Source organism: Flavobacterium sp. W20_MBD1_R3 (assembly GCF_052119725.1).
GTDB lineage: Bacteria > Bacteroidota > Bacteroidia > Flavobacteriales > Flavobacteriaceae > Flavobacterium.
Map to the genome: position 1 here is coordinate 485,243 of NZ_JBGQOR010000001.1, position 26,440 is coordinate 511,682.

Consider the following 26,440-nt stretch of genomic DNA (forward strand, 5'->3'; position numbering starts at 1 on the left):
CTTAATGGAAAAATGGTTTTGTATCTGCCATGTTTAGGCAAATTCCGATAGCACAAATTTGCAATCCATACCCGCTAACACAAAGGACAATAATCAGAATACAAATTAAAAATGAAAGATTCACATATACTTGCCAACAGCCTTACTTTTTTGGAAATCTTGGCTAAAAATAACAATCGAGAATGGTTTGCTGAAAATAAGGATACTTATATTTCGGCACAAAGTAATATTATTGCCTTTATAGACCAACTCATACTACTAATGAATACCCATGATGCCATTGAAAATGAATCTGGAAAAAAAAGCCTGTATCGTATTTATAATGATGTCCGGTTCAGTAAAGATAAATCCCCTTACAAACCTCGATTTGCATTTAGTTTACAACGAGCTACTAAGTTAAAACGAGGAGGTTATTATATGAACATAGAACCCGGCAATAATTATTTAGCTTGTGGTTTTTTCTCCCCTAATCCAGAAGACCTAAAAAGAATACGAAAGGATATTGAGCTGAACTTTAAAGATTGGCGCAAAATTTTAGACTCAAAACCAATCAAAGATAACTTTGTAGAGCTAACAGGTAGCACCGTTCCCTCTTTTCCAAAAGGCTTCCCTAAAGACCATGAAGCCATAGATCTAATTCGCCATAAACAATTTATTTTGAGACATAATTTTACAGATCAAGAAGTAATTGATCCGAAATTTGCCCATAAGGTGAACGAAATTTTCAAATCGGTACGACCCTTTTTTGACCACCTGAGTGCTGTTCTTACGACTGATTTGAATGGTGAAATTAAAGTTTAAAATAGCAAGTTGCAAACAAAATCATAGTCAGATCGTTCAAATTTATTTTTTCATATCGCGTATATTTGCAAACTGTACCCACAAACTAAATAAAAAATAAAACTAAAAAACATGTTTACTCTAGCACAAATCAAACAAGCGTATGATAAAGTACAGACAGAAATTGATTTTAAAAATTACATTCAGGAATTAATTGAATTAGGTATAAAAGGATATGACACTCATGTTACAGATGGTCGTGTCGTTTACTATGGAGATACTAATCATGAAGTAAGCACCGATAAAAAATACGATGAATTATTGATCGCTACCAATGCAAATAAGGAACGCTTCATTGAATATCTGGTTCTTCATGAAAGCGGTCAAACCGACTATTATACTTTTTGCCAACAAGCTGCGCAATCCGGTATTGCCAGATCGCGTATTAATATCACTGAGATGACATGCACCTATCTTACCCATTCAGGGGATGCTATTGTAATAGAAAAAATTCCGGTTTAATTTTTTGAGGTATCTAATTTTCAATTGCTACTCATTCAGCAATAATTAAATAGGGTACTACCCTTTTTAATTATTATAATACCACAGTAACCATCAGTTAAAATTAATCATAAAAAAACGGGAATAAATCCCGTTTTTTTATGATTGTATTTTAGCTGCTTTTTAAAACTTAAAGTTTAGTCCAGCTGTAAAGGTTGTACCGCTAAATCCAAATTGGTTTACTTCCCATGGATATTTAAAACGACCTCCTAAATCAGTTACCACATCCCCTTTAGTATTTATCGCGTCCGGATAAACATTAAATAAATTATTTACCATCACATTAGCTGAAATTGTGCTAGTAAATTTATAAGAAACTCCGAGGTCAGTAATCACTTTTCCTGCAAAAGTCTGATCTTTTGAAACATCTGTAGCATGCTGCCAAGTAACTTCACCAAAATAGGTGTTATTGAAAATTACACTAGCTTTTTTCAAATCATAATTAGTCCCCAACAATATTTTTGTGTTAGGTCTCGCGCTTAGAATCCTTCCCTGCTCTTTACGGTTGAAAATGTCATATCCGTTAGCTTTCAAAATAGCTGGTGTTGCAATTTGTCCATCAATTTTAGTAGTAGCAATATTAGACGCCAAACTAAATTCTAATTTCCCATTGCCTAATTCTAGATTTTTATAATTTAAGACAACATCAACACCTTTGGTTTTAGTATTAACTGCGTTGATAAAAAACTTCATGCTTGTAATATCATTATCAAGCAATACTTCTTCGACTGGGTTCGTTGTTGCATCATCACCGTCAAATCCAACTTCTCCTGAAAACAGAACACGGTCTTTCACTTTTATATGGTAAAAGTCGACAGATGCTGAAAAATTTGCTCCCGATCTAAAAGTAATTCCTGTTGAAGCGTTTCGAGAAGTCTCGGCATCCAACTGAGGAACTCCCAATTCTCTTACTGCCGGGTCAATATTATTAAATGTACCTTGATTAGAAACCGTTCCTCCTGATACAAGAGTTTGAATATTGCTCAAATAAATCTGATGTAATGCTGGTGCTCTAAATCCAGTGCTATAAGAAGCTCTAACCACAATGTCGTTATTTAATTTATAACGAGAATTTACTTTCCAAGATAAATTATCACCAAAATCTGAATAGTTCTCGTATCGTATAGATCCTCCAATCAAGAAAGCCTCAGAGACATCATAGTCTAATGTAGTATAAACCCCAACGTTGCTACGGTCCTTTTTCAATGCATTTGCCGGTTGTAATCCAGGAAAAGACTGCGCACCTCCACCAACGTATGACTCCTCTTGGCCTGCTCTAGCTTCAAATTGTTCTCTTCTTAATTCTGTTCCAAAACCAAAAGTTACTTTATCAAAAGTTCTGCTAAAATCAGCATTTCCAACTAACTGACTAAAAGTATATCCACCTGTATCAAATTCAGTAGGACTGTTAGCACCCAAAGATACATTTAGTGAATTCCTCACTGTATAGTCTACTTTATTAGAACCCGCTGTTAAACTGAAATCTGAATTAAAACCAAACAAAGTTGATTTTATACCAATAGATCCCAAATTATCAAATACATCCGTGTTGAATGTAGGTTGAAAACCGTTATAAGTCGTACCTGCATCATGTAATAAATTGTTAGGATCTGAGACCCAGTACGGTGCTCTATATAATGCAAAACTAGTCCCTTTACGAATATTAACATCCCCAAAAGCGTAAAGCGTTGTGATGTCAGAAAGAGGATATTCAGCATTTACAACTAAGGCTCCCATTTTCGAATCTGGTAATCCAATTGTCATGCCTAAATCAGGGTTTCTACTTAACCAATCTCCCCATTGTGCATCATTTGACGCTACTCCAAACAAATCATCTTTTCCTGGTTTTCCAGCTCTATTAGTTCTGTTTTGATCCAAATAAGAAAGATTAAAATTCACAAAACCTTTGTCAGCAATTTTAAATCCTGAATTAAAATCAGCTCCAAAATTGAAACCATCCCCTTGCGAAGTTACTCCTGAAGTAAGACTTACTTCCGTAAAATTAGTTTGCTTTTTAAGGATAATATTGACTACCCCTGCAATAGCATCAGAACCATATTGAGAAGATGCTCCATCACGCAGCACCTCAACTCTTTCGATTGCTGAAAAAGGAATACTTTTCATATCCGTTCCTACCTCTCCTTTTCCAGGAGTATCATTGATATACACTAATGCACTTTGATTTTTTCTTTTTCCATTTACCAAAACTAACGTACGACTGGGTCCTAATCCACGCAAATCTGCTGGGTCAAAGTGAGCTGTCGCATCCGAAATAGCCTGACTACTGGAATTAAATGAAGGAATTTTATAGGCTAACATTTTATCAAATGTAACTTGTCCACTAGATTTAAGATCTTCCGCATAAAGCTTATCAATCGGAACGGCAGAGTTTAATACACTACGCACTTTTGATCTGTTACCGGTAACAACAACCTCATCTAAACTGTTAGTAGGGTCCAACTTAAAAACAATAGCTGCATTAGCATTTGCCACCTCAATATTTTTATTTTGGTATCCTACATATTTAGCAATTAACGTAACGGGAAATCCTTTTACTGTAATTTCAAAATTACCATTACCGTCCGTCGTCACACCTAGGGATGTCGCTTTATCCACAACATTAGAATAAGGCAAAGCTTGCCCATTCTCGTCCGTCACAATTCCTTTAACTGTTTGGGCATTCATAACTGCAGGTCCTATTATCATAAATAATACGCCTAAAATAAATTGGTTAAATCTCATAAATAGTTTTTTGATCGTTTCATATAGTGAAGGCAACAAACCTATGTATTTTTCTTAAATAAACCTTAAAATTCTGCATTTTTATTTAAATTTTTAGAAATAACGTGTTTCATCACTATTTATTAAAACCTAAATAAACAGTGGAGTTTCTGTATTAAAAGGCCCACTATTATTTTCATGTCTAACCTATTTTTTACAAATTTTGAACGCATATGACAACTATAGTTTTAAATATCCATTTACTTCCCAAGATCACTTTGCTCACATCCCTATATTCGCTATATACCATATTGGCGAGAGCGACCTATTTTTGAGTCCAGCTATTTAATTCGTTTTCAAATAAAAATCTGGATATTTATTTGAAAAAGTAAAAATTCAATTTTTTAAATATAAAAGACATGATTTTGCTAGTGCAGATTTGCAATTTATGGCTGCTAAAACAAGTTCCGATTGATACTAGTTTGAGAATGACCTCAAACAGCGGATTTCAAAGATAGATTAACAACCATTCCTCTTAAAACACGTAGTATAAATGTGCTCTCATTTTATTATTAAAATTACCCGAAATTATAAATACTTTCTAGCTTCGTGCTTCCTTTTTTTTGTATTTTCGGTTTTTTAAAAATCATAGTGTTTTCCTTGCAACTTAATCTTGGGATTTGCTTTAAAATAAAAACAATAATGACTTCATTTAGCAAAGAATTATCCCTTCGTTGGTCAGATCTTGACCCTAATTTCCATGTCCGACACAGTGCTTATTATGATTTTGGTGCGCAACATCGTATCGAAATTCTAGAAAGTCTTGGTTTGACCATGAAAGTGATGCAAGCGCAAGGATTTGGACCTATTCTGTTTAGGGAAGAATGTGTTTTTAGAAAAGAAATAAAACTTTCGGATAAAATTTCCATGCATACCAAAACCTCAAAAGTAAATGCAGATGCTTCCCGTTGGTCTATTGTACATGAATTCCTGAATGCTGACAATAAACTTTGCGCAACAATAACCGTTGATGGTGCTTGGATGGATACTAAACTGCGAAAACTTGCGTCTCCTACTCCTGCAATTGCGCTGGAAGCCTTGAGTATTTTTCCTAAAAGTGATCATTTTACAGTGCTTTAAGCAAAAAAAAGAGTTCATAACCCGCTCCTAGTAATAATTTACCTGAAATTTACATCATGTCCTTTAAATTAGGTTGGCTTACTTTTAAGTAATTTTAACTAAATTCCTATAAAAATTACATCACAAATACAATCTACATTCAAACCAATACTAACCACTCCCAAAAAATTATGAAATCTAGAAATTACTCCGCTATTTACAGAATAATGCATTGGTCAATAGCCATTTGCATGACGCTTATGCTTATCACTATATTTCTTAGAATGACTTGGATGAACAAAAACCATGTCGCCCAGATCATTCAAGAATACCTTTCAACTACTGATCAATCCTTATCACAAGACCAACTTATTATACTTGCTAAAAAAATAAGAAAACCCATGTGGGATTGGCATATTTATTTTGGTTATGCATTAGTTGGCTTGTATAGCATCAGAATGGCGCTGCCTCTTTTTGGTCAGATGAAGTTCTCTAATCCGTTCAACAAAGATTTGGGCCTTAAAGAAAAATTCCAGTATGCAACTTATTTAGTTTTTTATGTTTGTGTAGCAATCTCTTTAATCACTGGTTTAATCATCGTTTTGGGTCCAAAGAATCTAAAGGAATCAATGGAATCAATACATGTACTTTCGATTTATTATCTATTGGCATTTATTGTGATTCACTTGTCTGGAGTTTTCTTTTGTGAATTTACGAATCATCAAGGATTAATTTCTAAAATAATAAGTGGTTCAAAAAAGACGAAAGAAAATTAAATAGTATTAAAATGCGCAATACTAAAAAGTACTATTTTCATTTACTTTCGTCGTATTATTATTTTTGATAACCAATCTAAAAAAGCAAAAATGAAACTAACAAAACTATTTTTTACCCTGCTAATTGCTTTCTCTATCACTAGTTTCAAATTGCCTCCAAAAGACACTATAGCAGCCAAAAGCGCTATTCAACAAAGGGAATTTTATGAGCTTAAAACCTATATTTTAAAAACAAAACAACAAGAACAAACTACTGACAAATATTTAAAAGAAGCTTATTTACCAGGATTAAAAAAACTGGGCATCAAAAATATTGGTGTATTCAAACTAAAACCAAATGCCACAGATACCCTGAAAAAAATTGTAGTTTTGATTCCGTTTTCGTCAATGGAACAATTCCTAGCATTAGATAAAAAACTGGCCAAAGACAAAACCTATTTAACCGCCGGCGCATCTTATTTGACTGCTCTTTACTCAGAACCACCATACGTAAGAATAGAATCTGTTTTGTTACATGCTTTTTCAGATCATCCTTTGCTGACAAAACCGACTTTGAATAGTCCTAGAGCAAACAGAGTCTACGAATTAAGAAGTTATGAATCAGCCACCGAAGCAATTTACGCTAACAAAATAGACATGTTTAACGCAGGAGGAGAAATAAAGCTCTTTGATAAATTAGGATTCAACGCTGTTTTTTATGGCCAAGTAATCTCTGGTCCAAAAATGCCAAATCTAATGTATCTGACTACTTTTGCAGACCAAACGAGCCGTGAAGCACATTGGAAATCTTTTGTAGATTCACCGGAATGGAAAGGATTAATAGCAATGGAAAAATATAAAAATAATATTTCTCACATCGATATCACTTTTTTGTACCCCACTGATTATTCCGATTATTAGTTTTATAATTCAAAACAGTATTACCAAGACTACAATTCTCAAAAAATTGTAGTCTTTTGTTTTTAAATTGAAAATAAAATTTATTTTTCATTATTGGAAGTTTGTTTGTTGGGCATTATTTTACTGCTAGTTTTAAGTATCTTTAATATCATTTAAAGCTATGGAAACCCTCAATACAATATTAAAACTTGCTGCAGGAATTGGTTTATTTCTTTTTGCCATGTATCTGGTAGAGGAATCCTTAAAAAATTTGTCTGGAAGAAGTTTTAAACTATTTCTGCAACGCATCACAAAAAACAACATTGGAGCCGTAGCTGGTGGAACAATTGTTACCGGTATACTTCAAAGCAGTTCGATGGTCTCCTTGATGGTTTTAGCATTTGTGGGTGCCGGTGTTTTTACAATGAAGAATGCAATGGCAATTATTCTGGGCGCAAATCTGGGAACTACAATCGCAAGCTGGCTGGTGGCAACACTTGGTTTTAAAACTAATATTGAAGTTATTGCGTATCCAGTGGTCTGTTTAGGTGGTTTTCTTTTAATCCTGCTTGGAAATCGAAAAAAAATAAAATACCTATCTTATTTCCTTTTAGGATTTGGTTTACTGTTTATTGGCCTTTCTTTTATGAAAACGGCAATGGAATCTCAGGTACAGCACTTTGAATTTGCTCAATATGCTTCAATGCCGCTAATTATTTTTCTATTTCTTGGTTTTGTAATCACACTAATTGTTCAGTCGAGTTCGGTGACAATGGCCCTTACCCTGAGCGCACTTCATGCCGGAGCGATTGAATTTCCTATGGCCGCAGCAATCGTTTTAGGAAGCGAAACTGGAACAATCATCAAAATTTTAGTGAGTGCTATTGGTGGAAATGCCTCTAAAAAAAGAGTGGCTTTAGGAAACTTATTGTTCAATATTTTTATCACCGCAATTGCTTTTGTACTGCTTCAACCCATTTTGTTCCTAATTACGGACGTATTAAAAATCAACGATCCACTTATTGGACTGGTTTCGTTTTCAAGTTTGATTAACTTATTGGCAATTGTAATTTTTCTGCCGGTTCTGGATTCGTTCACTCAATTTTTAGAGCGTTTTTTTAAAGATACGGATGCGACTACAGTAGCTTTTATAGCGCATGCCTCTATTGCAGAACCTGAAACGGCTCTTGATTTATTCCGCCGAGAAACGAGCTATTTCATTCACAACTCTCTGTTTTTTAACATGGAATTATTCAAGATCAACACATTCACTTTGGAAAAAAACATAGATTATCTTACTATTAACAAGAAGCTGGGCTTTATTTCTAAAACTAAAGAAGAAAAATATGAGTTCCTGAAGCAAGTGCAGGGCGAATTGCAGGTTTTTTACTTAAAATTAAGACCCAAATTAAACAGCGAACAGAATTCTGAACTCAACCAGTTAATTTCAGCCGCACGAAGTTCGATGCACGCCGTAAAAAGTGTAAAAGATATTGGCAGCAATATTACAAACCTGAGCCACTCTTCAAAAGAAATCAAATATCAGTTTTTTATACATCACAAAAAAGAAACGGAACATCTCTATTTAGCTTTAAATGCCTTTTTGACAAAAGAAAAACAGGGAAACTATGAAGAACTCAAATTATTACTGACAACTATACAAAAAAACTATACAACAGCCTTAAACACTTTTTATACTGAAGCACAAATTGCTCCTATTGATAGTATTGATATAACAACAATCATCAATTTTAATAGGGAACTATTTACTTCCAATAAAGCTATCTTGATGGCGGTGAAAGACCTTTTATTAGAGGAGAAACAAGCCCGAAATTTCAATGAAATACTAATATACAGCACCTAAAAAGCAGTACCATATCTTAAATTAATGCTGAAAATTTAACAACCTATTTTTTTAAATTTTATAACAAATTTCCTTTTTTAAATTTTAATCTTTGCAAACACATTCCATTTGTACCTGAAATTGCAATTCTGATTTAAATTGGTTATTTTTAGCCAAAAAAACACCTCTTTTGAAAAAATATTTGAAGAAAAGTTTGAAAATTTTCCTTTGGATAATAGGATCCCTAATTCTATTGTTCGTACTCCTGATCGTGGTTATCCAAATATCGTCTGTTCAAAATTTCATCAAAGAAAAAACAGTAACCTATCTGGAGGAAAAAATCAAAACTAAAGTTACAATTGAAAGCATAGATATAGGTCTTCCAACAAAAGTAATTCTGCAAGGTGTTTATTTTGAAGATCAAAAAAAAGACACCCTTTTTGCCGGTGAAAAACTAGCTGTAAATATTAGCGTTCTTCAGCTAATAGATAATAAAATCGAAATTAATTCAGTGCAACTTGAGGGCATCACCGCTAAATTAAGTCGAGATGCACAAGCGGTATATAATTTTGATTATATACTGGATGCATTTGTCTCACCAGAGCAAAAAAAGAGTGATTCCCCTCCTATGCAATTTTCAGTGAGTGAAATTAAACTCGACCGCATTCGGTTTAAATATTCGGATGCCATTACCAAAAATTATTTGTACACGAACCTAAATCACTTTGAAACAAAAATCAAAATTTTTGATTTAGACCAAATGAATTTCGAAATTCCGAAAGCTAAAATCAACGGATTACACTTTAAATTAAAGCAAGGTTTGGCACAAAAGTCCGCTGCTGAAGAAATTCAAATAAATAAAACAACCCAACCCGTTTTAAAATTAAAATTAGGGGAAATTGATTTTGCAAAAATTGATTTTGATTATCAAAGTGAGGAAACAAAGCTATCAACAGCTTTTTATTTGAAAAAGCTAGTTGCTAAAATTGACCGTTTAGATATCAATAATCGATTTGCACTCCTAGAAAGCATTGAATTATCGGGTGCAAAAGGAGCATTAGCTTTTGGCAAGTCAGAGCCCGCAAAAAATATAGAAAATTCTAAATCAGCAGAGGGAAATGATTGGCAAATCAAAATAAAAAAAACAGAATTTAAGCGAATAGATTTTAAGTATGACAACAACAATGTTGCGGCTGTTGCCAAAGGTATGGATTACAATCATTTGCATCTTACTAACTTAAACCTTCAAGTTGATGCCATTAATTATGGTCCTACAAACATATCTGGCGTGGCTAATTCCATGCGTTTTAGAGATAAAAGCGGTTTGAATCTCCAATCTTTTAAAGCCGAATTTTATTATGGCAAAAAGAATGCATTTCTTCGAAAACTATATTTAAAAACACCTCAAACTGAATTGAGAGATGAAATCAGAATTGGATATCCGTCTATAGCCTCACTGGCCAAAAACCCCGGAGAACTGGGTCTGATTGCCTACTTGAAAAAAAGTAAACTAGGCGTAAAAGATATTTTGCTATTTGCGCCAACTTTAGCAAATACAAATCCTTTTATGAGTAATCCCAATGCCATCTTACTGATTAATGGCGCTATAACGGGGAAACTGAGCAACATCATCTTTCCATCTATAGAAATTAGCGGCATTGGTACCACAACAGTTGCAGCTAGCGGCAGTATTGTGGGTTTGCCAGATGTAAATAAAGCCTATTTTGATTTAAACATCAAAAACTTACAAACTGGATCCAAAGATTTTGTTGGGTTCTTACCCAAAGGAACAATCCCAAACTCAATTCAGTTGCCACCGCAATTTAGCGCCAAAGGAACGTTTAAAGGAACTATTGCTAATTTTAATACAAATCTGAATTTGCTCAGTAGTTTTGGTACTGCAAAGATCAAGGCTGCATTAAATCAAAACAGAAAAAATTTCGAGAAATATGATGTTCAAACCGAATTTATAAATTTTGATTTGGGACGCTTTATCAAAAATGATTCCCTTGGAAAAATAACTTTAAAAGCAACCATAAAAGGAACTGGTTTTGATCCAAAAACAGCAAATGCTTCCTTGAACGGCAACATTCTAAAAGCAAATTACAATAAATATACTTACCAAAATTTAAGTATAAAAGGAAATATTCGCAACGGAAATTTCAATGCTGTCGCTTCCGCAAAAGATCCTAATCTAACGTTTGATTTGGTGAGCAACGGAAGCTTTAGAGACAAGTATCCTACCGGAAAATTAAAACTGAATGTGGATATTGCCGATTTGGAAAAACTAAATCTGCACGCAGGGCCATTAAAAATAAGAGGTGCTATAGATGCTGACATTCAATCCGCAAATTTAGATTATCTCAATGGTACCTTAAGTGCAAACCGTATAAGCATTACTAATGCAACAGAACAATTTATGATGGACTCCATCACCGTTGTTGCAACATCTACTGCTCTAAATAATACTTTATTGCTGCAATCACCGGTAGCAGATGCGGAAATAGCAGGAAAATATAAGTTGTCTAAAATTGCCACAGCACTAAAAAACTCGATTGCTAAATATTACGACAGTAATCCTAATGCTAAAAAAACAGTGGTTGAAAAGCAACAATTCGCTTTTCAAATTGGTATCAAAGACAGTCCTCTTTTGTTGAAATTAATTCCTAGCATAAAAAGTCTGGAACCCATAAATATCAGTGGAAGATACAATTCTATTAACGATTCTATTGTTTTGAGTGGTGCGATTCCAAAATTAATTTACGGAGAAAACACGATAACAAATGCAATTCTTAAACTAGACACACAGGAAAACGCACTTGTTTACAGCTTAGTTGTAGACGATATTCAAAACAAACAATTTCAGCTGCCACACACAAGTATCACAGGAAAAGCCGAACAAAACATCTTAGATTATACCATACAATTAAAGGATGCAAAAGATCTAGAACGGTATGTTATCAGCGGAACATTAGAAGCAGCAAATGGAAACAATGAAGTTCGTTTGGAGCCTGATAATTTATTGCTTAATTATGACTCTTGGAAAATATCTGCTGCTAATTTAATTCGTTTTGGCAAAAAAGGAATTTATGTAGATAATTTTGAACTGAACAAAAACGGCAGTACCATTCGCATTCAATCACAGGCTGAAACTCCTAACGCACCAGTGACTATTGATTTCAAGGATTTTGACATTAATACGATTTCCAGCTTTGTCGAGAAAAAAGATTTACAACTAAGTGGTAAGGTCAATGGAAATGCATTAGTCAAAAACACAACTACATCGCCTGTTTTTACTTCAGATTTAAGTATCGAAAATTTCACATTCAAGAAAGATACTGTTGGAACTATACGAATCAAGGTAAATAATGCCATTGCCAATCAATACGATGCAGTTGTTGCCATTACAGGACAGGGAAATCAAGTCAATTTAGAAGGAAATTATAAAACTACAAACAGTAGTTTTGACATGAATCTGGATATTAAAAAACTGAATTTGAAAAGTATTCAGGGTTTCACGTTGAACACTATCACCGAAAGTACTGGTTTCATGAATGGAAATTTTAAAATTACTGGAAATACAACTCAGCCCAAAGTAATTGGAGAAGTACAATTTAATGAAATTGGTTTCAAAGCCACTCCGCTCAATTCGGAATTCAAGTCGTTAAATGATAAAATTACCTTTACTGAAAAGGCAATAATTTTTGACAATTTTGTTATTAATGATGAGAGAGACAATGATTTAGTCATTAACGGAAAAATTGATAGTGCCAATTTTAGCAATTTCGGTTTTAATTTAGCTCTGGATGCTGATAACTTTAAAGCAGTCAATAGTGAAGCAAAGGATAATGATTTGTATTATGGAGAGTTATATTTAGACAACCATCTAAAAATAACAGGAAATTTAGATAATCCTATTGTAGAAGGAAATATCAGAATCAACAAAGACACTAAATTTACTATTGTTTTACCCCAATCAGATCCATCAATAGCAGATAGGGAAGGAATTGTAGAATTTATTGACCAAGACAATCCAAAAGTAATGGAGACTATTGTTGTGAACGAATTCAGCAGTGAGTCGCCAATAAAAGGAATCAATGCTTCGGTGAATATTGAGGTTGATAAAGAAGCCGAATTGTCTATGGTAATTGACAAAGCCAACGGTGATTTCTTGAAATTAAAAGGAGAAGCGCAGTTGAACGGAGGAATTGATCCTTCAGGAAAAACCACGCTCACCGGACGTTATGAATTATCTGAAGGAAGTTATGAAATGAACTTTAACGCGATCAAAAGGAAATTTGACATCAAAAAAGGCAGTTACATTCTATGGACAGGAGAGCCCACGACTGCTGATATAAATATAACCGCAATTTATAAAACAGAAGCGGCTCCCATTGATTTAGTAAACGATCAGTTAGGAAGTGTTACTGCCGAGGTGAGAAATACCTACAAACAAAAAATCCCTTTTGAAACCGCATTAAAAATGAACGGTGCCTTACTTAAACCCACTATTTCTTTTGATATTGTTTTACCAGAAGGAAATAATAGTGTTTCAACCGAAATTATAAATACCACTCAGGCTAAACTGACCCAACTACGTCAGCAACCCGATGAGCTAAACAAACAGGTTTTTGCCTTACTCCTCTTGAACCGTTTTATTGGCGAAAACCCATTTGCCAGTCAATCCGGCGGAGCAACCGTTTCCTCACTGGCCAGAGAAAGTGCCAGTAAAATTTTATCCCAACAACTTAACAACTTGGCCGGCGATTTAATTGAAGGAGTTGAGCTAAATTTTGACTTGAATACTTCGGATGATTATACAACCGGGCAGCGGCAGAACAAAACAGATTTGAATGTGGGGATTTCAAAAAAATTGTTAAATGACCGATTAAAAGTTACTGTAGGAAGCAGTTTTGGAATTGAAGGCCCTCAGCAAGCCAACCAAAATACCAATAATATTGCCGGAGATGTTTCCTTAGATTATCAACTCTCAAAAGATGGGAGATATAAAATTCGAGCTTACCGCGTTAATAAATACCAAGTGGCACTGCAAGGAGAGGTCGTAGAAACTGGAATTGCATTTATTATCACTTTGGATTACAATAAATTCAAAGAATTATTTGCCAAAAGTGAAGCAAAGAAAGCAAAACAGAAAAACAAATAGTCTTTTTTCAAGCATAAAATAAAAAAAATGGAGCGATTAGTTTTGCTTGATAAAACTAAATTTTTAGTAATTTGATTTTTTTAAATAAATAATAAAGTTGATGAATAATAACCATTTAGTATCTTTTCTTTTCTTTGCCATGTTGGCTTCATCATGCAGCAACACCCGCTTTTTGCCCGAAGGAGAACTGCTGTATACCGGTGCTAAAGTAACAGTAGAAGGAAAAGAAACGACTAAAAAAGAAAACAAAGCATTAAGAACTGCACTTGAAGAAGTAGTGAGACCAAAACCCAATTCCTCGATTTTAGGTTTGAGGCCCAAACTGTATATTTATAATTTGGCTGGAACGCCAAAGAAAGAAAAAGGATGGCGCTACTGGTTGAAAACTAAAGTAGGCGAAGCTCCAGTATTGTACAGTCAAGTAGACTTAGAATACAACAAAAGCGTTTTGCAAAATTTCACAGAAAATAATGGCTATTTCAACACAAAAACGGCAGCTGATTCTACACGACACGGAAAAAAAGCCACCGCTGAATATCTCGTACAACCTGCTAGACAATATAAAATAAGAGAAGTCAAATTTCCTGAAGATTCTGCAGTAATTTCAAGCGCAGTGCGGAATACAAGACGACGCAGTTTGTTAAAAAAAGGAGATGGATACAGCCTGAATAACATCAAAGAAGAGAGAATAAGGATCGATTCCAGATTAAAAGAAAAAGGATTTTTTTATTTTAATCCTGATTATCTCAAAGTGCAAGCGGACACCACTGTTGCAGATCATCAAGTCGATCTTATCGTCAAGATAAAAGAGGAAGCTCCTAAACTTGCCGAAGCTCAGTACAAAATTAATAACATCATCGTTTATCCTAACTATTCAATTAGTTCTGATAGTGTAAAAGTAAGTATCGATACTGTTAACAAATACAATGACCTAACCATAATAGATCCGGAAAATTTATTCAAACCAAGGATTTTTGATCGTGCTTTATATTTTAAAAAACAGGATTTATACAACCGTACCGACCATAATTTATCACTGAACCGATTGGTAAATCTAGGTACTTTCAAATTTGTAAAAAATCAATTTAGGGTTTCTGACACTATCGGAAATTACTTAGATGCCTATTATTATCTGACGCCTTTACCTAAAAAATCACTTCGTCTGGAACTATTGGCCAAAACAAATTCGGCTAATTACACCGGAACTGAACTCAATTTAAACTGGAGCAATCGCAATGCGTTTCGAGGTGCTGAATTACTAACAATATCTGCTTTTGGAGGTGTTGAAGTTCAAGTTTCCGGACAAAACAATGGTTTCAATGTGTATCGAATTGGTACCGAAGCTAATTTAATTTGGCCTAGATTTGTTTCTCCTTTTAAGCTAAATCCTTCTATTGGTTTTGTTCCAAAGACAAAAGCTACCGTAGGATATGAATTTCAAAACCGAACTAATTTGTATTCCTTACAAACTTTCAAAGGCTCTTTTGGATATTTATGGAAGGAAAATGAGCGAAAAGAACACCTGTTAAATATTACCGAAATTACGTACGCCAGTCCACAAAACATAACTGATTTGTACCTACAACAAATTGCCAACAACCCTTCGTTAGAAAAAGTTGTCGAAAAACAATTGATTTTTGGACCATCCTATTCGTATACCTACACCAATACTTTACAAAAAAGAAAGAAAAACACTTTCTATTACAAAGCCAGCCTCGATCTGGCCGGAAATATTGCAGGATTAGTCTCTGGAGCCAATATTAGAAAAGGTGATACTATTACATTATTTGATGTTCCGTTTAGTCAATTTATCAAAATTGAGAGTGACTTCAGACATTATTTAAAATTAGGAAAAGATTCCCAATTAGCCAGTAGAATCATTGCAGGAGCTGGATTTACGTATGGAAATTCAAATGAATTACCGTTTATCAAACAGTTTTTTATAGGCGGAACTAATAGTTTACGTGCCTTTAGAGCTCGTTCCGTAGGACCTGGAAGCTTTGATGGAGCTGCAGCTAACACCGGCACTTTTCTAGCGGATCAATCCGGTGATTTAAAACTAGAATTTAATACGGAATACCGCGCTAAAATATATGGGTTGGTCAAAGGAGCTCTGTTTATAGATGCCGGAAATATTTGGTTATTGAATGATAACCCGGATAAGCCCGGAGCAAAATTTTCTAAAAAATTCTTAAATGAATTAGCGGTTGGAGCCGGTGCTGGACTTCGGTTTGATTTCTCTTTTCTAATTCTAAGGACAGATATTGCCTTCCCTTTAAGAAAACCGTATTTGCCAATTGGCGATCGATGGGTTTTAGATCAAATTAGTTTAGGAAATAGTGCCTGGAGAAAAGAAAATTTAGTTTTCAATCTGGCAATTGGATATCCTTTTTAGAAAATGTATAAACAAAAAGAGCACGATATATTGTGCTCTTTTTGTGTTTTTAAAAAGCTAAGCCCTTTAATTCACTAAGAATAATGCATTACTAAACAATAGATTTCCGTTTTCCCAAAACCCTCTAAATAATGGATTATCGACCATGTAAATTACGGAACCGTCACCTTTTTTATCAACTGCAAAACTTACGGTATTGTTTAATTTCTGTTTGATTTCATGACCTACAAAACCATAACTCTTATAATCTTTAGGAACATAGGCAACATTGATAGCTTTTTTCAAAAGCGAATAATGTCTATCATCTGTTTTTAAACTGAAATATTTATCGCCTAAACCAAAAGACATTGGATGCGTTTTATTTAATAGATTTTCAATAATTGCTCCCGGAATCGATTTAGAAATATACCGGCGTTCTGAATCTTGAAAATCTAAAAAGCGTTCTTTTAATTCCTCTTCTACAGCGGCTTTTTCGGAACTTAATTTGTCTTCTTCAGTTGCAAAAGAACTCAATGCATATCCTTCTTTTGCTTCAAAAAGGGTAAGCGCACTATTCATTGCAATTACTTTTCCACCGTTTTTAATCCATTCAGCAATTTTCTTTTGTTGGTCCTCTGAAAAATCATAATATCCGTCCGCTAAAATCAGTGTATTATAATTAGAAAGATTAAACCTATTGAAATTATTTACTTCAACCACACTAACCGGATACGCAATAGTTTCTTGCATATAATACCAAGCGGCACCAAACTCAGTAGAGCCCACGCCTTTTCCGGATAATAAAACGACTTTAGGGGCTTTTAATAAATTAAAATTCTCACCGCCAACATCTTTAGAATTTGACGAAAACCCAGTAACTATATAATTGTAATCAGTTTTTATTTTTACCAACTCACTAATGGTTTTTTCAAAATCTACCACTTTTGGGTTATCCGCTTTGGTTACTAACAAACCACCAGGCTCCACAATTACATCTCCAAAAACAGCTTTTTTCATTGCAGATCGAACTTTGATGTTTTTTTGATGCAACAAAGAAAGAACCTGAGCTGAAATTCGGTTATTCCAAGGAACATGAAATGCATACACATTTTGAGGAACCTCAATTTCTTTCACTTCAATGGATGCTTTTGTTTTGATCACCACACTGTTTTTCAATGCATAACCTTCAACACCATACGCCAGTGGCAAGGCCCAAGAGGTAATATCATACGATAAACTATCATTTAGTTTTTGATTCGGTTCAAAAAGTATTTGTGCTAAAACGGCTTTTTTCTGATCTACTTTCACAATTAAATCATTGGGTTCTATTGAAAAACCTTTCTCTGCTTTTGTAGTGTAGCTGAATCCGGATGCCTTTTGATTGGCATCGGCATAACTAAATTCTACATTATTTTTTTTCAACAAATCCGCCATTTGAACCAACTTCGGATTATTTTTCATCACGTACGTTTTATAATTGCCCTTCACTGTTTTTCGGGAATTATTCATAAAACCTCTAAAACCTTTCAGCAAAACATCTGCCTGTGCCTCTGCTGATTCTACCACGGTCAGGACTGCAGTTGCATGATGTGTCAAACGATCTTGTATTGTAATGTTGATTCCATTACTCATTGTAACGGCTCTGCCCGCGCCTATTCCGCCTTGTTCCATAGTCATTCCCACTGCGCCATTGTAAGTTGGATAGGTGTCGCCATAACTTGGGTAAAACAAATCAAAACGCTCGCCAGTATTGTACATCCAATTTTGGGCATCAAATTTTTTAGAGATATTTTTACCTAACGTGTAATGAAAATCTTTCTGATATTTCTCGATGTATTCATGCAAAGGCTCTGCTGATGGTGGAAAAAAATAGGGCGAATCATATCCCATCTCATGCACATCAGTATGTACTTGTGGCATCCATTGGTTATACAATACAATACGTTGTTGGGTTTCTGGTTGTGTTTGCCACGCCCAATCTCTATTTAAATCAAAAATATAATGATTGTATCTTCCGCCAGGCCACACTTCCATGTGCTCTCTATCTGACAATTCAGGATGTGTTTTTTTACCTGAAATTTCTCTTAACCAATTCCCATATCTAGAATATCCATCTGGATTAATGCAGGGATCAAGAATTACAATGGTGTTTTCTAACCACTTTTTAGTTTCTGTATTGGAAGGATTTACTAATTCATAAGCTACTGTCATCGCGCTTTCAGTTCCGGCAAATTCATTACCGTGAACATTGAAACTCAACCAAACGATTAATTTATCGCCAATCATTTGAGATTTAGTATCGGATAAACCAATGGCTGCTAAATTGTTGTTTCGAATTTGTTCCAAATTAGCTAAATTCTCCGGACTCGAAATAAAATAAACATTCAAATCTCTTTGTTCCGGCGTCACGCCATATTTCTGGTGTTTTATTAAAGTAGACTTTTCTGTAAGATGTTTGAAATAATTTTCTGTCTGATGGTAAAAAGTTATTTGTTTTCCGTAGTTAGGTAAAAATTCCGAAGGACTTTGTACTTGCGAATGCACATTTAGCACTAAAAATAGCAGTAAACAAAAAGAAAAAACAATCTTTTTCATATTAGTTTGGGTTGGTTATGTTTCAAAAATAGCCATTTACAAAGAATTGCACAAGCTAAATTATAGATTAATGAAATATTGCTTTTTAACAAGGTGTTGCTTTTAACAAATTCTATTTTATTGAAGAATAATAGCAATACAGCAACATTCACTATTAAAAAAACAAGAATATTCTATTTTCAATTCGTATCATTGCTATATTCCATTATATTTGCAAGGAACAAAATTTATTCTAAATATGGAAGAATGTATCTCTGTTTTTGACATGCTTAAAATTGGCATTGGACCTTCGAGCTCACACACACTTGGACCTTGGAGAGCCGCCGAACGCTTTCTTAGTGAATTACGCAATAAAAATTTACTTCACACGGTAAGTAGGGTAAAAATAGATTTGTATGGTTCCCTATCGTTAACTGGCAAAGGACACGCTACTGATTTAGCAGTAATGTTAGGCTTAAGTGGTCAAGATCCGGAATACATGCCCGTTAAAAATATTGATACAATTATCAAAGCAATTGAATCTAAAAACGAAATCTATTTAGGAAACGAAAAACCAATACCCTTTTATTTCCTCCAAGATATTGTCTTCAATAAAAACTTTCTTCCGTTTCATGCTAATGGAATGATTTTTACAGCATACACAACTGATGACAAGGAATTTTCAGCTACCTATTATTCTATTGGTGGCGGCTTTGTGGTTAAAAAGGAGCGTATTAATGCCAAAAAGAAAATCAAAATAAAAAGTGCTTTTCCATATCAACTAAACAAAGCTGCTGAACTATTGGCTTTTTGTAAAAGAGATGAAAAATCCATCTCTGAAATCGTTTATGAAAACGAAAAATCAATGCGTACCGAAGCCGTTATCAATCAAGAACTGCTACGGATTTGGCACACAATGCTAGAATGCATGTATATTGGCTGCCATTCCGAAGGGATTCTGCCAGGTGGATTAAACGTACGTCGCCGTGCTTTTGATATGCACCAAAACCTGATTGGTTTAGCCAATTATGATTCGCCTCAAACATGGCTTGAAGAAATCAGAAAAACAGAAGTGAAGTTTCGCCAAATTCTCAAATGGGTTTCTTGTTTTGCCCTTTCGGTAAATGAGGTAAATGCTGCTTTAGGCCGCGTGGTCACCGCTCCTACTAATGGAAGTGCAGGTGTAATACCGGCCGTTTTAATGTATTATTTAGTAATTGAAAACCATAATGCCGGAGAAAAAGAAATCAAACAATTCCTAATGGTTGCCGGAGAAATAGGCAGTATTTTCAAGAAAGGTTCTACCATTTCTGCAGCAATGGGAGGTTGTCAGGCCGAAATTGGCGTGTCATCCTCCATGGCCGCTGCCGCTTTATGCGAATTGATGGGCGGAACTCCAGAGCAGGTTTTAATGGCTGCTGAAATTGCCATGGAACATCATTTGGGATTGACTTGCGATCCAATTGGTGGTTTGGTTCAGATTCCGTGTATCGAAAGAAATACTATGGGTGCCATAAAAGCAATCAATGCAGCTGAACTGGCCCTAGAAACCGACCCGAAAAATGCAAAAGTACCTTTGGACAAAGTGGTAGACACGATGTGGCAAACTGCTAAAGACATGAACAACAAATACAAAGAAACTTCCGAAGGCGGATTAGCCATTGCTGTGAATATGGCGGATTGTTAATTGATATATCCTAAATTTAAAATACGAGATCTTCAAAATTGCAATATTTAGTATAAATTAGAACTTTCTAATTAAACAAAAAAAAAACATGAAAATCAATTGGGTAATAGTTGGAAGTGTGATTTTTTGTGGACTTGTTTTGATTGTCTTTCTTATTAGAAAAAATCAAAAAGACAAAAAGAAATACAAACAGTTCCTGAATAATGATTTCAAAAAAACAACTGCAGAAGATTCAGACTGGAATGACGATATCCATTGATGAGAGTTTTTGAATCTTTTTAAAAAATTTTAGAAGCAGGATCAAATAATTTATTATTCTCTGCAATGATCCAAAAAAAAACTCCTCAAAAACTAATCATTAAAACAGATCCAAACAAAGAGTTTTGCCTGCCATAAACTTCTTTTTTAAACTTAATATCGGCAAAAAAGTATACCTAAAACCCGTTCCATGCAGAGTGATGGTAAAATCCTAATGGGCTTTTAACGAAAATTTACAACTAATATGCTAGATAATATTGTAATTATGCAGAATGATTAAACAGATCCGACATAGTTTTTTAACCCGATTTTTATGGGGTTTCATGTCGTTATATCTGCTTAACTGCTTTGTTGATTCCCCGGATGCACAGCCTAGTCACTTTCCTGAAGATCTCACCTATAATGATCCGGAAAGTATTATTGAAATAGTTGTTGAAAAAGTCTTGGGATTCAAAAATGCCATACCTGAATACGATGATAATGATAGCAATCAAGATTTTGCTGGAAAAAGCACTTTTTTGATAGATTTTTTTATTATTCCAAACAGCGCGCTCTGCAGTACTAACAATTACCGGTGTTTAAAAAAGGGGAAATTAGCAGAACAAAATTGGACTGTCTCCTCCCCGTATTATGAAATTCACACGCCGCCTCCGGAAGTTTAATTTGTTATTTAGAACATTACCCTCTACCTTTTTTTTATTAAAACTAGGGTGGAAATTCGTTTACTAAAAATAAAAACAAATTAAAATGACTCTCCAATATTTAAAAATAGCGGTATTTACCCTGCTATTAACCATAATTACCGTTGCCAAATCTCAGGCACAAACAGAAAGACAACAAGAAAACAGTATTAAAGACAGCCTATACATTCAAGAAGTTGAAGGCAAAAAAAAGCGCCCAAAAGTGCTGCATGCAGAACCTTTGTACATTGACCTCATTAGAGATTTAGGCGCTCGAAAAGGAGAAAAAGAATGGAACTTGGGCCTTGGTTTGACCGATAATATAACTCATGATGAATATACAGCACTGGTAGAATATGAATGGGCCCCAATTGACAGGTTAGGACTTGAAGTCGAATTGCCTTTCTCTATTTATTATCCTACAGCCGGAAATACAAATGCACCAGAAAGTAACCTGAATAGTATAAAACTAGCGGCACAGTATACCTTTTTAGTTTCAGAAAAAAAGAAATTATCAATGGCTGTTGGGTATATTCATGAATTCTTATTACCAGATTTTAATAACTATAACAGTAGTACTTTGATAACTGGAAACGGGTACAATCCGTTCTTGGTGATTGCCAAACGATGGGGACAAAATTTTCACACCTTGTTATATACCGGACCACAGTTTATTCACCATTTTTCAGATAATACAACACAGACTAACTGGCAAATAAATTCAAACATCCACTACATGATCCCCGGAACACGAAATTTTATCGGTCTTGAGTTTAATAAAGAAATTAATAATGCTGATTTTGACATGACCATCCGACCTCAAATGAGAGTGGAAATCACAGATAATTTACTAATAGGAATAGTAACCGGAATTCCAATAAACAGAGAAAAACAGCGATTTAGTTCCTTTTTAAGACTCATTTATGAACCTTCCTCTCATTAAAGAAATTGTATTTTTTAATTTAAACAGTTAATAGTCAGAACTATAATTTTAATACTAAAAGTAGTATTTCTTTAAATAATTTTACCACTGAACTAATCGGTTTTTATTTTTAATAAACTACCCAGTTAATCGGTGGTTTATTTTTTTAGAACTTAAATGTCACTGTAGCTACAAAATCAATTTATAAAAAACAGCAGGAAGCACTGAAATCATATTTTTGTTAGGATTAAATGATATATTTACAGAGACAAAGAACTTGTAAATTCCTTTTTTAGAGGAATTTAAAGCTAATAGCCACGAATTATGGATCTTTAGATAACATCGAAAAGCATCCGCGAATTTTTGTGAAATTATTGATTTTCAGATGATCCACGTAAAACGAGCAAGACAAGCATTAAAAAGAACACTAAAAAAACAAAATAAAAATCTAAAACTGCAGTCGTATGAAATGGACAATATCCTTTTATCTTGTAATAGTACTAAATTTGGTAGGGTATAGTCAAAATAATGATGAATCTGAGAATATAAAAAAACTGCTTGAAAAAGAGTCAGCCACATGGAGAGCTGGAGACAGCAAGGGACATACGGAGTGCTGGCACATTCAACCCTACAGTCGAATATTAATATCAACTGGAGATGGCACAATACTTGACATACCGCCTGCAGCTATGATTAATACAAATCCTGAGGCGATGGGTAACGGTGGTTTTTCAGTAAATACAAACTACAAAATGAGCATTCATCAAGACAATGCTTGGGTAAGCCACAACGAAGAATCAACTGCTAAAGATGGAAAAAAAACGTTCTCTTATGAAATTCGATTGTTAGAGAAAGTTCAAGGACAATGGAAATTAGTGGGGCAATCCATTCATATTTCTAAATAAAAATGATAAATAACTTGTAATTGATAGCACCTTAAATCCATAAGCATTTGTTGCCTATATTTTTACGGTGCTTTATTTTTTTTTGATCATACTATTTTTACGTATGGATTTTAGAGTAAAAAAAATATTTTTTTGATTATTCGTTACTAATAGTCATTAGTGCCATTTGGAATTTTCGTTACTCCAGGAGAAATAAAATTATTTTCTATAGAGACAGTAAATACATTAAGGATCAAAACTTCATCTTTTTAATTTCTTAATAATTTAAAAAAAAATACTTTTTTGTCTAATTGTCGAATAGCGGTTTTATTCTCATCGCTACAAATTCCTTAGTGTCAAACAACAATGAAAATCAATTTGAATTCTATCAAAATCACTCTGATTACTACCCAATTAACATGAAATAATTATTTCAACTTTTTTTTCAAAACTTTTGGAAAATTGATGTTTTAATACATAAATAAAAATATTTCAAAAGCATTCGACAAAACACATATTATTCTGATAAACAACATGTTATGTCTTAAAATAAATGCTATTTTTTAAGATTACAAAAAATATTTTATTAAATTTACAGTATTAGTTTTAACAAGAAGGAATTCCTACTACTCTCTTCTTTAAATCTATAAAAGACTAGTGATTTTTAAACCTACAATTGAATTCTACAGTCTGCGATTAAATTAATAAAAACAGCCCCATTCCTATTTTTCTAATAATCCTATTGTAACAGACTATAGCGAGTGTCTGTTTCTATTTAAAAAAGATAAGAAATGGCAAAGTACAAACATATCCTGTTTTTTAATCAAATTGGTATTGAAGCCCTTGGAAAAGTTGGTGGCAAAAACGCTTCTCTTGGCGAAATGTACAATCATCTCAATCCAATTGGTATCACTATTCCTAACGGATTTGCCCTTACCGCAGAAGCCTACCGATTATTCCGCAAACAAAATAATTTGGAGCAACCGCTTCAAGAGTTGTTATTTTCATTGGATACCAAAGACTATTCAAATCTTTCATCAATTGGACAAAAAGCTAGGACCCTCATTTTATCAGCCAGTATTCCCGAAGAGATTCGTGCAGAAATTAAAGTCGCTTACCAATCGCTTAGCGAACAATGTGGCATAAGCAATTTAGATGTTGCTGTCCGAAGCAGTGCCACTTCCGAAGATTTACCAAGCGCCAGTTTTGCCGGAAGAATGGAGTCTTTTTTAAACATTAACGGAGAACATCAATTGCTCGAAGCAATTCGCCGTTGTTATGCATCCCTATTTACAGATCGTGCCATAAAGTACCGTTTTGATATGGATTTCGCCAAATTAGACATCGCTATTTCCGTTGGCGTACAACAAATGGTTCGGAGTGACAAAGCATCATCCGGAGTAGCTTTTACAATTGATCCCGATAGCGGATTTGAAAATACCATCATCATCAATAGTATTTGGGGACTTGGAGAAAATATCGTTCAAGGTACTGCTACGCCAGACGAATGGATGGTATTCAAACCTACATTACAAAACCCGGATTTGAATCCAATGTTAAAAAAACAATGTGGTAGAAAAGAGTTCACCATGATTTATTCCGATACATCAAAAAGTGACTCAGCAGAAAACACCATCGTAAACACCGAAACGACTTTGGAAAAACAGAACCAATTCTCCTTAACCGACAAAGAAGTCATTCAACTGGCACAATGGTGTGCTAAAATTGAAAAACATTATCAAAAACCAATGGACATTGAGTGGGCAAAAGACGGTTTAAACAACCAATTGTATATTGTTCAGGCCCGTCCGGAAACCGTTCACGGCAAAGCAAACAAACAAGTTCGGGAAATATATAAACTCCAGGAAAAAAGTACACTTTTGACCAAAGGAATTGCACTTGGCGATAAGATTGCGTCCGGTAAAGCCCGAATTCTAAACAATCCTCAAGAAGGTGCTTTATTGCAAAACGGAGAAATTATTGTCACTGATTTGACCAATCCGGATTGGGATCCCATTATGAAAAGAGCTTCGGCAATCATAACCAACAAAGGCGGACGCACCAGCCATGCTGCCATCGTTGCCCGAGAACTGGGAACTGTTGCCGTTGTAGGATGCGGAAATGCTACTACAGTTATAAAAAACGGACAGGAAATCACCGTTTCCTGCGCCGAAGGCAAAGAAGGGAATGTTTACGATGGGAAATTAAAATGGGAAATAAAAGAACAAGATTTCAGCACTCTCAAAATGCCGCAAACAGATCCGATGCTGATTCTCGCCGATCCCGAACGAGCTTTTGAATTAAGCCAATATCCCAATCAGGGTGTGGGTTTGATGCGAATGGAATTTGCGATTTCGAATACCATCAAAATCCATCCTTTAGCGCTATGCGAACCTGAAAAAATAACAGATGCAAATATCAAAATGGAAATAGCGGCATTGACAAAAGGCTATGAAGATCCCAAAAAATATTTCATTGATAAACTCGCCGAAGCGGTAGCGATTGTGGCCGCTGCTTTTTATCCAAAAGAGGTGATTGTACGAATGAGTGATTTTAAAAGTAACGAATATGCCAACCTCATCGGAGGGAAATATTATGAACCGGACGAGGAAAATCCGATGATTGGTTTTCGTGGCGCTTCACGATATTACAGTGATTTTTATCGAAAAGGTTTTGCTTTAGAATGCGAAGCGATGAAAAAAGTACGCAACGAAATGGGACTTCACAACGTAAAACTGATGATTCCGTTTTGCCGCACATTCGAAGAAGGAGAAAATGTATTAGCCGAAATGGCTAAAAACGGTTTGGTACAAGGCATCAACGGATTGCAGGTTTATGTGATGATTGAAATCCCAAGCAATGTATTGATGGCGGATGATTTTGCCAAACTCTTTGATGGTTTTTCTATTGGTTCCAATGATTTGACCCAACTCACTTTGGGGCTGGACCGCGATTCGGCATTAGTGAGTTACTTATTCAGCGAAGAAAATCCTGCTGTCAAAGCCCTGATAAAAGAAACCATTAGGGTGGCCAAGCGCTACGAAATAAAAGTGGGACTTTGTGGACAAGCACCAAGCGATATCCCAGAATTTGCCGCGTTTTTAGTAAATGAAAGAATTGACAGTATCTCGTTTAACCCCGATGCTTTGATAAAAGGAATCGAAAATATTTTGGAAGCAGAACAAAAAACAAAAAGAAAAATCATAATTTAAGAAAAC

16 protein-coding genes are annotated in these 26,440 nt (G+C 34.6%); 14 read left to right on the forward strand and 2 right to left on the reverse strand.

The features are described from left to right. The first annotated feature begins 111 nt into the window (after positions 1-111). Positions 112-801, forward strand: a complete 690-nt coding sequence (locus ACEN2F_RS02055) for a DUF2461 domain-containing protein (RefSeq protein WP_441735381.1) — start codon at positions 112-114, stop codon at positions 799-801. 111 nt (positions 802-912) lie between these two features. Beyond that, positions 913-1,302: a DUF1398 domain-containing protein gene (locus ACEN2F_RS02060; protein WP_441735383.1), complete on the forward strand. Its 390-nt coding sequence runs from the start codon at positions 913-915 to the stop codon at positions 1,300-1,302. Between the two features lie 162 nt (positions 1,303-1,464). Here ACEN2F_RS02060 and ACEN2F_RS02065 read toward each other — a convergent pair whose 3' ends face one another. After that, positions 1,465-4,083 carry a TonB-dependent receptor gene (locus ACEN2F_RS02065; protein WP_441735385.1) on the reverse strand — a complete coding sequence of 873 codons (2,619 nt, stop codon included), beginning with the start codon at positions 4,081-4,083 and terminating at the stop codon, positions 1,465-1,467. Between the two features lie 681 nt (positions 4,084-4,764). On the opposite strand from ACEN2F_RS02065, the gene ACEN2F_RS02070 reads away from it, so the two are divergent. The 6 genes from ACEN2F_RS02070 to tamL all read left to right on the forward strand — a co-directional run bounded on the left by ACEN2F_RS02070 (position 4,765) and on the right by tamL (position 16,238). Then, entirely contained in the window at positions 4,765-5,202 is a 438-nt protein-coding gene (locus tag ACEN2F_RS02070; RefSeq protein ID WP_441735387.1) for an acyl-CoA thioesterase, read from the forward strand. Positions 5,203-5,372: 170 nt separating this feature from the next. Continuing rightward, positions 5,373-5,957: a cytochrome b/b6 domain-containing protein gene (locus ACEN2F_RS02075; protein WP_441735389.1), complete on the forward strand. Its 585-nt coding sequence runs from the start codon at positions 5,373-5,375 to the stop codon at positions 5,955-5,957. Positions 5,958-6,047: 90 nt separating this feature from the next. Further along, positions 6,048-6,857, forward strand: a complete 810-nt coding sequence (locus ACEN2F_RS02080; protein WP_441735392.1) for an NIPSNAP family protein — start codon at positions 6,048-6,050, stop codon at positions 6,855-6,857. Positions 6,858-7,017: 160 nt separating this feature from the next. Continuing rightward, on the forward strand, positions 7,018-8,700 hold the full coding sequence (locus ACEN2F_RS02085; RefSeq protein ID WP_441735395.1) for a Na/Pi cotransporter family protein: 1,683 nt from the start codon (positions 7,018-7,020) through the stop codon (positions 8,698-8,700). A gap of 169 nt (positions 8,701-8,869) precedes the next feature. Then, positions 8,870-13,843, forward strand: a complete 4,974-nt coding sequence (locus ACEN2F_RS02090) for a translocation/assembly module TamB domain-containing protein (protein WP_441735397.1) — start codon at positions 8,870-8,872, stop codon at positions 13,841-13,843. A 100-nt stretch (positions 13,844-13,943) separates the two neighbouring features. Continuing rightward, complete coding sequence (gene tamL / locus ACEN2F_RS02095) at positions 13,944-16,238, forward strand: translocation and assembly module lipoprotein TamL (RefSeq protein WP_441735400.1); 2,295 nt, start codon at positions 13,944-13,946, stop codon at positions 16,236-16,238. 66 nt (positions 16,239-16,304) lie between these two features. On the opposite strand, the gene ACEN2F_RS02100 is transcribed toward tamL, so the two are convergent. Further along, positions 16,305-18,812, reverse strand: a complete 2,508-nt coding sequence (locus ACEN2F_RS02100; RefSeq protein WP_441735403.1) for a M14 family metallopeptidase — start codon at positions 18,810-18,812, stop codon at positions 16,305-16,307. Positions 18,813-19,050: 238 nt separating this feature from the next. Between ACEN2F_RS02100 and ACEN2F_RS02105 the strand changes: the two genes are divergently transcribed. The 6 genes from ACEN2F_RS02105 to ppsA all read left to right on the forward strand — a co-directional run bounded on the left by ACEN2F_RS02105 (position 19,051) and on the right by ppsA (position 26,434). After that, positions 19,051-20,478: an L-serine ammonia-lyase gene (locus ACEN2F_RS02105; RefSeq protein WP_441735406.1), complete on the forward strand. Its 1,428-nt coding sequence runs from the start codon at positions 19,051-19,053 to the stop codon at positions 20,476-20,478. Between the two features lie 88 nt (positions 20,479-20,566). Next, the gene (locus ACEN2F_RS02110) at positions 20,567-20,737 is read left to right on the forward strand and encodes a hypothetical protein (protein ID WP_441735409.1); all 171 of its coding nucleotides are present in this window, start codon (positions 20,567-20,569) and stop codon (positions 20,735-20,737) included. A 271-nt stretch (positions 20,738-21,008) separates the two neighbouring features. Beyond that, positions 21,009-21,398, forward strand: coding sequence for a hypothetical protein (locus ACEN2F_RS02115; RefSeq protein ID WP_441735412.1), 390 nt, complete (start codon positions 21,009-21,011; stop codon positions 21,396-21,398). Positions 21,399-21,483: 85 nt separating this feature from the next. Then, on the forward strand, positions 21,484-22,359 hold the full coding sequence (locus tag ACEN2F_RS02120; protein WP_441735415.1) for an HAEPLYID family protein: 876 nt from the start codon (positions 21,484-21,486) through the stop codon (positions 22,357-22,359). Positions 22,360-22,802: 443 nt separating this feature from the next. Beyond that, entirely contained in the window at positions 22,803-23,243 is a 441-nt protein-coding gene (locus ACEN2F_RS02125; RefSeq protein ID WP_441735418.1) for an endo-arabinase, read from the forward strand. 770 nt (positions 23,244-24,013) lie between these two features. After that, the gene (ppsA, locus tag ACEN2F_RS02130; protein WP_441735421.1) at positions 24,014-26,434 is read left to right on the forward strand and encodes a phosphoenolpyruvate synthase; all 2,421 of its coding nucleotides are present in this window, start codon (positions 24,014-24,016) and stop codon (positions 26,432-26,434) included. The last annotated feature ends 6 nt before the right edge of the window (positions 26,435-26,440 follow it).